The organism is Janthinobacterium sp. KBS0711 (assembly GCF_000988085.1).
In the GTDB taxonomy this organism is placed as follows: domain Bacteria; phylum Pseudomonadota; class Gammaproteobacteria; order Burkholderiales; family Burkholderiaceae_D; genus Janthinobacterium; species Janthinobacterium lividum_E.
Map to the genome: position 1 here is coordinate 381,916 of NZ_LBCO01000035.1, position 13,072 is coordinate 394,987.

Sequence of the window (13,072 nt, forward strand, 5' to 3'; positions counted from 1 at the left end):
AGGCTAAAAAGGGCGCGGCCAGCGTGCCGGCGCGCTGGCCATACCCTGCGGAAAAGGGAGGTACGATGCGTACCAGTGCCCCGCGCACCGTTGCGGCGCGCGGGTACTGCTTTAACGGCGGCGGTGGCTGGCGAAGAAATCGAGCAGCATCTTGCTGGCGTCGGGCTTGGCCTTGTCGTTGAATGGCAGGCTGGCGTCGCCGCCGCTCCATGCGTGCTCGAGGTGCTCGACCTGCGCCACGCGCAACAGCACATCCTTGCCCACCTGATAATCGTGCAGGGCATACGCATGGGCCGGATTGCGCCCGCCCGCCGCGCCGCCAGGCAGGCGCTGCGCCGTCACGACGGTATCGAACGGCAAGCGGTTGACGCGCACGCTCTGGCGTACCAGCTGCGTCTGGTTAATGGGCCGTACCACCTTGTCGGCCAGCCCTTGCAGCAGGATGGTGGGCAGGCGGGGAAACGCAGGCTGGCGCGCCAGCACTTCATCGATGGCCGCATCGGCGCGGGCGGCGGCGCCATGCTGCATCACGCCCAGCGCGCCGATCAGGTTATGCCCGGCGCCAAAGACGGGGCCTGAATGCAGGCCCAGCGCCGCGAACAGATGGGGGTGATTCAGGGCCACGATATGCGCCATGCCGGCGCCGGCGGAAATGCCGCAGATATAGATGCGCGCACGGTCGATCGCATAGCGGGCCGCCACCTGCTCGATGGCGCCGACGATCAGGCGCACGTCGCCGCCGCCCTCCTGCGTCAGCTTGTCGTACCACTTCCAGCAGCGGCGCGCATGCGAGCGCAGCGACTGCTGCGGATACAGCACGGCGTAGCCCTTGCGCTCGGCCAGGCGGTTCATGCGCGTGCCGTCGGCAAACTGTGTGGCGCTCTGCTCGCAGCCGTGCAGCATCACCAGCAGCGGCCGGCCCCGGCTGCGCATGGCGGCGCTCGGCGCCTTCTCGGGCAAGTACAAAAAATACGGCAGACGCCGGCCCGACAACTGTCCCAGTTCCGGCAACGGCGCATAGTGGGCGGCCAGCCACTTACCCGGCGGGGGCGCCGTTCGCTTGCGCACGCGCGGTGGCGACAGGGGCGTGGCAAAGGGCGCCAGCGAGGGCAAGGCGTCGCTGGCGGGCCTGGCGCGCGGCTTGGCGATTGTTTTGGCCTTGGTCTTGGCCACGGGCTTGCTGCGAGGTTTGGCCGTGGGCTTGGCTGGCACGGGTCCGAACAGCACCTTGGCCAGCTTGGTCGCCGTGCGCTGCTGCGCCTTACCGGCGCGCAGTAGCCCGCGCAGCCATTTGGTGGCGGGCTTTACCATGGCACGCGGCGCGCGTGTCGTTGTGGAGCGTACCGCAAGTTCATCCCACTGCATCGTTGCGTCATCAGCATGTGCGGCTCCTCCTTGGAACGCATAGAGTACCGCAATTGGCTGACAGCACCGTACGTTTGCACACGGATAAAAGTGCCGCTGGCACCATTGAGGCAGATCAAACGCGACATAGTGCGTATGCTTAATCTGGATGTTCGATCAGCACTTCACACGAGGAGAGAACACCATGAGCTATCTGGACCGCGATATCCTGGGCATGTACCGCAACCACGACGGCCCGGGGCCGGCCCTGATGGGGGCCGACACCCTGATCGGGGACGATGTCTACAATCACGACGACGAGGAGCTGGGCGACATCAAGGAAATCATGCTCGACATGCGCACGGGCCAGATCGCCTACGCCGTGCTGTCCTTCGGCGGCATCTTGGGCATGGGCGACAAGCTGTTTGCCGTGCCTTGGGAGCGCCTGACCTTGGACACCGTCAACAAGCGCTTCCTGCTGAACGTCGACAAAGACTTGCTGAAAAACGCTCCCGGCTTCGACAAGGACAACTGGCCCGACATGGGCAGCGAAGCCTGGAACCAGCAGATGGAAGCGTTCTATGGCAGCGGCACGCGCTACGGCAGCGGCGCCATGGCAGGCAGCCACATGCCATCGGGCAGCGACCTGCGCAGCGGCGCCAGCCTGCAATCGGGCAGCGAAGGCAGCCTGACCGGCACCTCCATGAGCGGCAGCCGCGCCGGCACGGGCAGCAGCCAGGGCGACCTGGGTGATCTGGGCTCGCGCTCCTCGCTCAGCGATGATGATGATCTCAATAGACGCACTTGAGAAACCGGGTGAAGGCAGGTCGGGTAGATCAGGTAGGTCGGGTAGGTCGGGTAGGTCGGATTAGCGGCGCAGCCGCGTAATCCGACACCACCAGCGGCACGGTTAACACCGCCAAACCGTAACCCGGCTGGCACCGCTAACCCTATCCACCGTCGCGCCAACGATATTGTCGGATTACGCGCGCCCTTCGGACGCGCTAATCCGACCTACCGCTACCGCTGCATAGATTCCCATACCTTTTGCAGGCGCTTGGCCGACACCGGCATCGGCGTGCGCAACTCCTGCGCAAACAGCGACACGCGCAGCTCTTCCAGCATCCAGCGGAAATCGACCAGCTTCGGGTCCGTGTTCTTGCCGGCCTGGCGGTCCTTGGCCTGGCGCAAGTACGGTGCGGCGGCCGATTGCCATTCGGCCATCAACTTGGTGTCGCGCGCGGGGTCGGCGCGCAGCTTTTCCAGGCGCACGTTGATCGCCTTCAGATAACGGGGGAAATGCGCCAGCTGCGTGTACTCGTTTTCCGTCAGGAAGCGTTTATGCACGAGACCTTGCAGCTGAGACTGGATATCGGTGGCCGCCGCTGCGGGGATATTCTGCAGACGCTTGGGCAAGCCGTGGAATTCCGTCAGCACTTGCGACAGCAAACGGGCGATTTCATTAACCAATAACACCAGGCGCGACTTGCCCTCGGCCTGGCGCTTGGCAAACGAGGCGGCGTCCAGCGGCAGCGGATCTTGCAGGCAGGCGATGTCGAGCGCCTTGTTGATAATCTGCTCGCGCAACTCTTCCTGCGAACCGAGGGCCATGAATTGCATACCCATCTGCTGCAAACCGGGAATGCTTTTCTCGACGTACTTGATCTGCTCCTTCATTTGCAGCGCGAACAGGCGGCGCAAACCGATCTTGTGCGTGCGGGCGGCCACGGTCGGATCATCGAACACTTCCAGGTCGCAATGCGTGCCCTTGTCGACCAGTGCAGGGAAGCCGATCAGGGTCAGCTTGCCCTGCACGATTTCCAGCAACTCCGGCAATTCGCCGAAGGTCCAGCCCGTCAAGCCCATGTGCTGCGAGACGGTGGCGTTGCTTGACGCCGGCGCGGCCGCAGCGGCTGCACCCTTAACTGGCGCGCCGCCCTTGCCTGCCGCCGCGTTGGCGGCTACACCCTGCGCTTGCGCCTGCAGACGCGACGCCACTTGCGCGCCCGCCACCTTGGCACCGGGCGTGCCCGTACCGGAGACGCCCGAGACTTCGGCCAGTTTCTGGAAACTCTGGCGCGCCTGGCCGCCGAATTCCGCCTGCAAGGTGGCCAGGTTGCGGCCCATGTCCAGCTGGCGGCCATGCTCGTCGATCACCTTGAAATTCATGAAGTGATGGGCAGGCAGGGTTTCCGGCTTGAAGTCCGTCGTCAGCACATTGATCGTGATCTGCGTGCGGATGTCGAGAATGATGGCGTCGATCAGGTCGCCGCGGCCAAACACGCCCGCTGCATGCACGCGCTCGCAGAATTTCGCCGCATAGTCGGGCAGCGGCACGCAGTGGCGGCGCAGCTTTTGCGGCAGGGATTTGAGCAGCAGATGCACTTTTTCCTTCAGCATGCCCGGCACCAGCCATTCGCAACGCTCGCGCGGCAACTGGTTCAAGGCATACAGCGGCACGCTCAAGGTCACGCCATCGCGCACGCTGCCCGGCTCGAAGTGGTACGTGAGGCCCATTTCCAGCCCCGTCACGGACATGGTTTTCGGGAACAGGTCCGTCGTCACGCCGGCCGCCTCGTGGCGCATCAGCTCTTCGCGGTTCAAATACAGCAGCTTCGGGTTGTCGCGCGTGGCTTCCTTGTGCCACTTCTCGAAACCGGCGCCATTGCACACGTCGGCCGGCAGCAGCTTGTCGTAGAAGGCGGCGATCAGTTCATCGTCGACCAGCACATCCAGGCGGCGCGACTTGTGCTCGAGGTTTTCGATGTCCTTGATCAGTTTATGGTTGTACGCAAAGAACGGTGCGCGCGTGTCGAAGTCGCCGCCGACGAGCGCGTCGCGAATGAAGATTTCGCGCGCTTCCGGCAAGTTGAAGTTGCCGTAATTGATGCGGCGCTGGCTGTACACCACCAGGCCATATAAGGTCGCCCGTTCGGACGCCGTCACTTGCGCCGAACGTTTTTCCCAGCGCGGCTCACCCCATGATTTTTTCAGCAGATGTTCGCCGACTTTTTCCAGCCACTCGGGCTGGATCTGCGCCACGCAGCGCGCGTACAGGCGCGTCGTGTCGACCAGTTCGGCCGCCATGATCCACTTGCCCGGCTTTTTCAGCAGCGAGGAACCGGGCCAGATATGGAACTTGATGCCGCGCGCGCCCAGATACCCGGCGCCCGGTTCGTCCTCGCCCTTGAAGCCGATATTGCCCAGCAAACCTGTCAGCAAGGCCATGTGCAGGTTGTCGTAGGTGGCGGGCGCTTCGTTCAGGCGCCAGCCTTGCTCCTTGACGATGGTCAGCAACTGCGAATGCACGTCGCGCCATTCGCGCAAGCGCATCTGCGACAGGAAATTCGTGCGGCAATTGTCTTGCAGCTGGCGGTTGGTTTTCTTGTGCTCGATGGCGGACTCGAACCAGCGCCAGATTTTCAGATAGCTCAAGAATTCCGATTTTTCATCGGCAAACTTCTTGTGCGCCTCGTCGGCCGCCTGCTGGTGTTCCATCGGGCGGTCGCGCGGGTCTTGCACGGACAGGGCCGAGGCGACGATCAGCACTTCGCTCAAGCACGCGTTATCGAGCGCGGCGAGTATCATGCGGCCCACGCGCGGGTCCAGCGGCAGCTTGGCCAGCTTGTTACCCAGCGGCGTGAGTTTATTGACTTCATCGACGGCGCCCAGTTCCTGCAGCAACTGATAACCGTCGGCGATCGCGCGCGCCAGCGGCGGCTCGATGAAGGGGAAGGTTTCCACGTCCGTCAGGTGCAGGGATTTCATGCGCAGGATGACGGCCGCCAGCGAGGAGCGCAGGATTTCCGGCTCCGTGAATTTCGGGCGCAGCAAATAATCCTGCTCTTCGTACAGGCGGATGCAGACGCCATCGGCCACGCGGCCGCAACGCCCGGCGCGCTGGTTCGCGGCCGACTGGGCGATCGGCTCGACCTGCAATTGCTCCACTTTATTGCGGTAGCTGTAGCGTTTCACGCGCGCCAGACCCGCGTCGACCACGTAGCGGATGCCGGGCACGGTCAGCGACGTTTCCGCCACGTTGGTGGCCAGCACGATGCGGCGCGCATTGCTGGTTTTAAACACGCGCTCCTGCTCCTCGGCCGACAGGCGGGCGAACAGGGGCAGGATTTCCACATGCGGCGGGTGGTGCTTGCGCAGCGCTTCGGCGCAATCGCGGATTTCGCGCTCGCCCGGCAAGAACACCAGCACATCGCCCGAACCGATGCGGCACAGTTCTTCCACGCCATCGACGACGGCATCCATCAGGTCGCGCTTTTCGCGCGCAGCTACACGTACATTCGCCGTCCGCTGGCCAGGTTTGTCGGGGTTGGCGGCACCGGGCATGGCCACCTGTTCGCGTTCCACGGGACGGTAGCGCACTTCCACCTGGTACAAACGGCCCGACACTTCGATCACGGGGGCCGGCTTTTCCGGCGTGCCGAAATGGCGCGAGAAGCGTTCCGCATCGATGGTGGCCGACGTGATGATGATTTTCAGATCGGGCCGGCGCGGCAGCAATTGCTTCAGATAGCCGAGCAGGAAATCGATGTTCAGGCTGCGTTCGTGCGCTTCATCGATGATGATGGTGTCGTAGTTTTTCAACAACGGGTCGGTCTGCGTCTCGGCCAGCAAGATACCATCCGTCATCAGCTTGACGGACGCGCCACGGCTCAGGGTGTCGGTAAAGCGCACCTTGAAACCCACCGTTTCGCCCAAGGGCGTGCCCAGCTCCTGCGCAATGCGCTTGGCCGTCGACGAGGCGGCGATGCGGCGCGGCTGCGTGTGGCCGATCATGCCCTTCTGTCCCCGTCCCAGTTCCAGGCAAATCTTCGGCAATTGGGTCGTCTTGCCGGAACCCGTCTCGCCCGAGACGATGATGACCTGGTTTTCCATCAAGGCCTTGGCGATTTCCGCGCGCCGGCCCGAGACGGGCAAGTCTTCCGGATACGTGATCGGTGGCAGCGGATTGCGGAAAGCCTTTTCCGCTTCGCGCGCGGCGCGGGCTGCGTCACGGCTCTCGCGCTCTTCGCGGCTAGCCTGGTCATTGCGCGGCTGCTGCCCCTCGCGCGGCGGGCGCGGCGCGCGCTGCTGCTGTTGCTGTTTCTGTTGTTCCGCGCGCGGCGGCTGCTGCCTTTGCTGGCTCACGGGCGGGCGCTGGCGGCCCTGCGCTGGCGTGGCGGCAGGCGCGGAAACATCCCCGCTGGCGGGCACATTTGCAACGTTGGAAGGAGGGGAAGACTTATTGCTGGCTGAAGACATTGTTTTTTTACAGGTATTTTAAGCGCGCACATCGCGCAGCGAATTATAATGCGCTTAATGGAAAACCCTACCCAATTCGTCCAATGGCTGCGCTCCGTCGCGCCCTACATCCACGCCTTTCGCGGCAAGACCTTCGTGGTCGCCTTCCCCGGTGAACTCGTCAGCGCCGGGGCGCTGCAGGTGCTGGCCCATGATTTGTCCCTGCTGCATGCGCTGGACATCAATGTCACCGTCGTCTACGGCTCGCGACCGCAGGTGGCGGAACAGCTGGCCTTGCGTAACGTCGAAGGCCGCTTCCACAATGGCGTGCGCATCACGGACATCGCCGCGCTGGAATGCGCGAAGGAAGCCGCCGGCGAGCTGCGCCTCGATATCGAGGCCGCGTTCAGCCAAGGCTTGCCGAACACGCCCATGTCGCATGCGGCCATCCGTATCATTTCCGGCAACTTCATCACGGCGCGCCCGCTGGGCGTGATCGATGGCGTGGACCTGGAACTGACGGGCATCACGCGCAAGGTCGACGCCGAAACCATCCACTCCATCCTCGGTTCGGACGGCCTGGTGCTGCTCTCGCCGCTGGGCTTCTCGCCTACCGGTGAAGCGTTCAACCTCACCATGGAAGACGTGGCTTGCAGCGCCGCCATCGCCCTGCACGCGGACAAGCTGATTTTCATTACCGAAACGCCGATGATGGAAGACGCGACGGGCGTGGAAATCCGCGAACTGTCGTCGCACCAGGCCGAAGCCGTTCTGATGGCCGGCTTCCTGCCCGACGCCACGGCGTTTTACCTGAAACATTGCGTCAAGGCTTGCCACAACGGCGTCGAGCGCTCACACATCGTGCCGTTCTCGATGGATGGTTCGGCCCTGCTGGAATTGTTTACCCATGATGGCGTGGGCACCATGATCAGCCATGAAAACCTGGAAAGCCTGCGCCAGGCCACCATCGAAGACGTGGGCGGCATCATCAAACTGATCGAACCGCTGGAAGCGGACGGCACGTTAGTCAAGCGGGGCCGCGAGCTGATCGAGCGCGAAATCGATTATTTCTCCGTCATCGAGCATGATGGCGTGATCTTCGGCTGCGCCGCCCTGTACCCGTTCCCCGCGCAAAAGATGGCGGAAATGGCATGCCTGACCGTCAACCCGGAAGTGCAAGCCCAGGGCGACGGCGAACGGATCCTGAAGCACATGGAAAACCGCGCGCGCGCCGCCGGCCTGAACAAACTGTTCGTGCTGACCACGCGCACCTCGCACTGGTTCAAGAAACGCGGTTTCGTGCCGGCCACCGTCGACGATTTGCCGAAGGACCGCCAGCACATGTATAACTGGCAACGTAAATCGCAAGTATTGATCAAGACCCTGTAAAACTGAAAAAGCCCGGCATGCCGGGCTTTTTTACGTTGGAACCGTTACTTGATATTCAGCGGCGCAAACGATTTGACCAGGTCGTCGAGCGCCTTCAATTGCGCCAGGAATGGTTCCAGCTGGTCCAGCGGCAAGGCGCTGGGGCCGTCGCAGCGGGCGTTGTCGGGATCAGGATGGGCTTCCAGGAACAGGCCGGCGATGCCGACGGCCAGGCCGGCGCGGGCCAGGTCGGCCACTTGCTGGCGGCGGCCGCCCGAAGCGGCGCCACCGGGGTCGCGCTGCTGCAGCGCATGCGTGACGTCGAAGATGATGGGCAGGTCATCGCACGTCTTCTTCATGACGCCAAAGCCCAGCATGTCGACCACCAGGTTGTCGTAGCCGAGGCAGGTGCCACGGTCGCACAGGATCAATTGATCGTTGCCCGCTTCCTTGAATTTCTCGACGATATTGGCCATCTGGCCAGGGCTCAAAAATTGCGGCTTCTTGATGTTGATGACTTTGCCCGTTTTCGCCAGGGCCACGACGAGGTCCGTCTGGCGCGCGAGGAAAGCAGGCAATTGCAGCACGTCGACCACTTCGGCCACCTGCTGCGCCTGCCATGGCTCATGCACGTCGGTAATCACGGGCACGCCGAACGCCGCCTTGACGTCCTGGAAGATGCGCATGCCTTCTTCCAGGCCCGGGCCGCGATAGGAATGGATCGACGAGCGGTTGGCCTTGTCAAAGCTGGCCTTGAACACATAAGGAATGCCCAGTTTTTGCGTCACGCGCACATATTCTTCGCAGGCGCGCATGGCGAGATCGCGCGATTCGAGCACGTTGATGCCGCCAAACAGCGCGAAGCTGCCGGTATTGCTGACGTCGATGCCATGGACTTTCACTGAGGTCATAGGGATTCCATATTGGTTAATTGTTACTACTTGCTTGGAAGAGGCGCTGCCAGCGGCTGGCGCGATAAGGCATCTTACTAGCTGGGGCGGCGCAGATCAAATTTGATCCAGCGCAAGGGCGTGGCAAACGGCGTGTCGCCAGGCCGCGACGGCCCCGCGAGGGCAGGCGCAAAGTGCCTTATAATCACGCTTTATCTCTACACTGATTCAGGAGCACAGATGGCCCGCACGATCCACTGCATCAAACTCAACAAGGAAGCCGAAGGACTGGATTTCCCGCCGTACCCGGGCGAACTGGGCAAGAAGATTTACGAATCCGTGTCGAAGGAAGCATGGGCTGCCTGGCTCAAGCACCAGACCATGCTGGTCAATGAAAACCGGCTGAACCTGGCCGACGCGCGCGCCCGCAAATACCTGGCCACGCAGATGGAAAAGCATTTCTTCGGCGACGGCGCCGATGCGGCCATGGGTTACGTGCCCCCTACCGAGTAAGTTTCAAGCATGCCCGTGACCACGTCACGGGCAGTTTCACCTGCGTTTCACGCCCTCCGCCGCCGTTTCGCGGCCATCCCTCCCCGTTTCGTCGCACACCGCTCGCCGCCCACGCCGCCGGCTGGCACAGTACGTCCATCGACAACCTCATTCCAAGGCGGACACCATGTTGCAGCAAATCTTCAGCCACACTCCCCTCTACGTCTGGGCCATCCTGGGCTTTCTGGTGTACCGGGGCGTACTGGCCAGCCAGGCGCGCGAAGTGACCTTGCGCAAGCTGTGCATCATTCCTCTGGTGATGCTGGCCCTGTCGCTGAGCGGCGTGCGTGGCAGTTTCGGCGTCGATGGCGTGGCGCCGTTCGCCTGGACCATCGGCGCCCTGGCCGGTGCGGCGCTGGCGTGGACGCTGACCGATGCGCGCAAGATCGTCGCCATTCCCGGGCGGGCCAGCGTGCAGCGTCCCGGCAGCTGGGTGCCGCTGATCCTGATGATGAGTATTTTCTGCATGAAATATGCGGTGGCCGTGACCCTGGCCATCGCCCCGGCCTACGCCCATGCGCCCGGCTTCATCGTGCCTGTCTGCCTCGCCTATGGCTGCTTCAGCGGCATCTTCCTCGGCGGCTTGCTGCGCACCATGGCCGTGTACCGGGCTGTGCAAAGTGAAGGATGGGGTCAGACCCGGCGGGGGAATGCGCCCCAGTGAGGCGCATTCCGATCACGCAGTGACTGACCCCGGATTTCTGCTGCGTATCAGTATGCCAAAGTACGCACGCCTTCCGGCATGCCCAGCAGGCAGACATTGGCGCCGCGCACGGCGAACAGGCCGACGGCGATGACGCCGACAATCTGGTTGATCTGCTGTTCCAGCGCCACCGGGTCGGCAATTTTCAAGCCCAGCACGTCGATGATCTCGCCGCCATTGTCCGTAATGAACGCTTGATCGCTGCCGGCCTTCAGGCGCAAGCGGGGCGTGCCGCCCAGCGCGGCCAGCTGGCGCGAGACGGCGGCGCGCGCCATCGGCACCACTTCCACCGGCAGCGGGAAGGCGCCCAGGGTATCGACGAGCTTGGAGCCGTCGGCGATGCAGACGAACTGCTTCGCGACGGAGGCGACGATCTTTTCACGCGTCAATGCCGCGCCGCCGCCCTTGATCATGGCGCCGCTGGCCGTGATTTCATCGGCGCCGTCGATGTAGACGGCGATCGACTCGACGTCATTCAAGTCGAAGACGGGAATGCCATGGCCGGCCAGGCGCGCGGCCGTCGCTTCGGACGACGCGACCGTGCCCTTGATGGTGTCCTTGATCTTGGCCAGTTCATCGATGAAAAAGTTGGCGGTGGAACCGGTGCCGACACCGATGATTTCACCGGTCACCACATAGTCTATGGCGGCGCGGGCTACGGCTTGCTTCAATTCGTCTTGGGTCATGGCAAAAAAAGGCTAAAGTGGGGAATACCGCTATTTTAACGGATTGCCAGCCTGGCCAGCCTGCCATGATGACGGGCCATGCGACGGGATACAACAGCCAAGCGGGAAACCTTTGCCCCAGGGCAATTCCCCAGCCAATTACTCTCTATGCCCCCTAAAATATGCGAAAATGGCACGATAGCCCGATATGACGTCCCAGGAATAGCACATGAATCACAGTAAACAGGTACTTGTTGTCGATGACAGCCGGGTTTCACGTTTGATGTCGCATCAATTCATCCTCAGCAAACATGCCGACTGGCAAGTGATTGAGGCGGCGACGGGTGAAGAAGCCCTGGAAAAAGTCAAGACCGTCAGCCCGGTGCTGATATTACTGGATGTCAACATGCCCGGCATGGGCGGCGTGGCGGCGGCGGAACAATTGCGCGCGCTGTGCCCGCAAACGCACATCGTTCTCGTCACGGCGAATGTGCAAAACGCCATCCGCAACCGCGCCAGCGAACTCGGCGTCGGCTTCATGGAAAAACCGATCACGGAAACCCGCATCCACCAGCTGATCGCGTCACTGGGACTGTGAGCATGGTCAATCTCTCCGAACTCGAAAACGATGCCCTCGTGGAGATATTCAACATCGGGGTGGGCCATGCGGCCGCTGCGATGAGCGAGATCGTCAATGAAGAAGTCACCATGTCGGTGCCGTCGATCACCTTCCTGAACCGTGCCGACGCGGCTGCCCTGCTCGGCAGCAAGAAAGATGGCGAACGCATCTGCGGCGTCAGCCAGCATTACGATGGCGCCTTCGCCACCGAAGCCATCTTGATGTTCCCCGAAGACAAGAGCCTGGAAATCGTGCGCCTGATGGTGGGCGACGCCATGCCGCTGCAGGAACTGACGGAGATGGAACAGGAGGCGATGAGCGAAATCGGCAACATCATCCTCAATTCCTGTGTCGGGACCCTGGCCAACCTGTTCGACAGCGAACTGCATGGCTCGCTGCCCCTGTACCACGTGGGCACCAGCGCGGAAATCCTCTCCTCGTTCGGCGGCGATGATGACGACGCCGTCGTGCTGATGCTGCATATCGACTTCGTGCTGTCCAAGCACCAGATCCACGGTTATGTGGCATTCGTGCTCGACCTGTCCGCCTTGCACGACCTGAAGCAGCAGGTCAGCCGCTATCTGGCCAAGGTCCTGGGACAGGCGTGACGATCATGCCGGATGCATTGCACCGACTCGCCCTGCTCGAGAGCATACTCGGTGCCGTCAACCTGGGCGCCATCGTGCTCGACGAGCAGCACCGCATCGTGCTGTGGAACCACTGGATGGCGCGCCACTCGGCATGCCGGACCGATGCCGTGCTGGGCCAGGATTTCTTCGCCGTCTATCCGGAACTGCGCCACAAGCGCATAGCTTCGGCCATCACCCAGGCCCTGCGCGACAATTTCCAGTCGCTGCTGTCGCAAACCCTGCACAAGGCGCCGTTTCCCCTGTACACGCATGGCGCGGCCGAAGGCCGGGAGCGCATGCAGCAGGCGATCGCCGTCACGCCGATCAATTTGCCCGCTTCGCCGCGCCACTGCCTGATCCAGATCAATGATGTCACCATCGCCGTGGGCCGCGAAAAGCTGCTGCGCGAACAGACCATGGTGTTGCGTTCGCAAACCTTTGCCGACGGCTTGACGGGCATCGCCAACCGCCGCCACTTCGACGTGGCGATCGAGAAGGAAATGCGGCGCGCCATGCGCACGGGCAGCCCCCTGTCGCTGCTGATGATCGACATCGACCATTTCAAGGATTACAACGACCATTACGGCCACCAGCAAGGCGATGATTGCCTGATAAGAGTGGCGGCCGAACTGGCCGCCATGCTGCAGCGCCCCACCGACTTGCTGGCGCGCTATGGCGGCGAGGAATTTGCCGCCATCCTGCCCGACACGGACGCGGCGCAGGCGCTGCGCATGGCCGAGGCGATCCGCGAGCATGCGGCCGGGCTGCGCATTCCGCACGCCAAGACGGGCAACGACGTCAAGCACATCACGGTCAGCATCGGCATCGCCACCCCGCATCCGCAGCAGCAGCCGACCATCTCCGCCCTGATCGGCGCCGCCGACCGCGCCCTGTACCTGGCCAAGCGCGCCGGGCGCAACCGCGTGATGGCGCAGCCGCTGTAAAAAAAGCAACGCCGGACAAAGGATTCCTGTAGACATCTTTACGGCGGGTGCGTAGACTCGTCATTGATTGCAGCAACAATAACAAGAATTTATCTGTGGTATCTATCCCTGCGCATGGCC

Annotated in this window: 11 protein-coding genes; 7 read left to right on the forward strand and 4 right to left on the reverse strand. The window is 62.7% G+C overall.

What is annotated here, in order from left to right; all coding sequences use genetic code 11:
- Positions 1 to 111: 111 nt before the first annotated feature.
- On the reverse strand, positions 112 to 1,311 hold the full coding sequence (locus VM94_RS24840) for an extracellular catalytic domain type 1 short-chain-length polyhydroxyalkanoate depolymerase (RefSeq protein WP_046685872.1): 1,200 nt from the start codon (positions 1,309 to 1,311) through the stop codon (positions 112 to 114).
- Between the two features lie 238 nt (positions 1,312 to 1,549).
- On the opposite strand from VM94_RS24840, the gene VM94_RS24845 reads away from it, so the two are divergent.
- Entirely contained in the window at positions 1,550 to 2,152 is a 603-nt protein-coding gene (locus VM94_RS24845; RefSeq protein ID WP_046685873.1) for a PRC-barrel domain-containing protein, read from the forward strand.
- A 212-nt stretch (positions 2,153 to 2,364) separates the two neighbouring features.
- Here the strand turns inward: VM94_RS24845 and hrpA are convergent, their stop codons facing one another.
- Entirely contained in the window at positions 2,365 to 6,489 is a 4,125-nt protein-coding gene (hrpA, locus tag VM94_RS24850) for an ATP-dependent RNA helicase HrpA (RefSeq protein WP_409929610.1), read from the reverse strand.
- Positions 6,490 to 6,660: 171 nt separating this feature from the next.
- Here hrpA and argA point away from each other — a divergent pair, with 171 nt between their 5' ends.
- Complete coding sequence (argA, locus tag VM94_RS24855) at positions 6,661 to 7,971, forward strand: amino-acid N-acetyltransferase (RefSeq protein ID WP_046685875.1); 1,311 nt, start codon at positions 6,661 to 6,663, stop codon at positions 7,969 to 7,971.
- Between the two features lie 44 nt (positions 7,972 to 8,015).
- Here argA and kdsA read toward each other — a convergent pair whose 3' ends face one another.
- Positions 8,016 to 8,861: a 3-deoxy-8-phosphooctulonate synthase gene (kdsA, locus tag VM94_RS24860; RefSeq protein WP_034750794.1), complete on the reverse strand. Its 846-nt coding sequence runs from the start codon at positions 8,859 to 8,861 to the stop codon at positions 8,016 to 8,018.
- 219 nt (positions 8,862 to 9,080) lie between these two features.
- Here kdsA and VM94_RS24865 point away from each other — a divergent pair, with 219 nt between their 5' ends.
- A complete protein-coding gene (locus VM94_RS24865) occupies positions 9,081 to 9,353 on the forward strand; it encodes an oxidative damage protection protein (protein ID WP_034750797.1) in 273 nt (90 codons plus the stop codon).
- 166 nt (positions 9,354 to 9,519) lie between these two features.
- Entirely contained in the window at positions 9,520 to 10,056 is a 537-nt protein-coding gene (locus VM94_RS24870; RefSeq protein WP_046685876.1) for a DUF6622 family protein, read from the forward strand.
- A gap of 47 nt (positions 10,057 to 10,103) precedes the next feature.
- On the opposite strand, the gene rpiA is transcribed toward VM94_RS24870, so the two are convergent.
- The gene (gene rpiA, locus VM94_RS24875; RefSeq protein ID WP_046685877.1) at positions 10,104 to 10,781 is read right to left on the reverse strand and encodes a ribose-5-phosphate isomerase RpiA; all 678 of its coding nucleotides are present in this window, start codon (positions 10,779 to 10,781) and stop codon (positions 10,104 to 10,106) included.
- A 208-nt stretch (positions 10,782 to 10,989) separates the two neighbouring features.
- Here rpiA and VM94_RS24880 point away from each other — a divergent pair, with 208 nt between their 5' ends.
- The 3 genes from VM94_RS24880 to VM94_RS24890 are packed head-to-tail and all read left to right on the forward strand — an operon-like array spanning position 10,990 to position 12,952.
- A complete protein-coding gene (locus VM94_RS24880) occupies positions 10,990 to 11,358 on the forward strand; it encodes a response regulator (RefSeq protein WP_046685878.1) in 369 nt (122 codons plus the stop codon).
- A 2-nt stretch (positions 11,359 to 11,360) separates the two neighbouring features.
- Positions 11,361 to 11,987, forward strand: coding sequence for a chemotaxis protein CheC (locus VM94_RS24885; protein WP_034750807.1), 627 nt, complete (start codon positions 11,361 to 11,363; stop codon positions 11,985 to 11,987).
- A gap of 5 nt (positions 11,988 to 11,992) precedes the next feature.
- The gene (locus tag VM94_RS24890; protein ID WP_046685879.1) at positions 11,993 to 12,952 is read left to right on the forward strand and encodes a sensor domain-containing diguanylate cyclase; all 960 of its coding nucleotides are present in this window, start codon (positions 11,993 to 11,995) and stop codon (positions 12,950 to 12,952) included.
- Positions 12,953 to 13,072 lie beyond the last annotated feature (120 nt).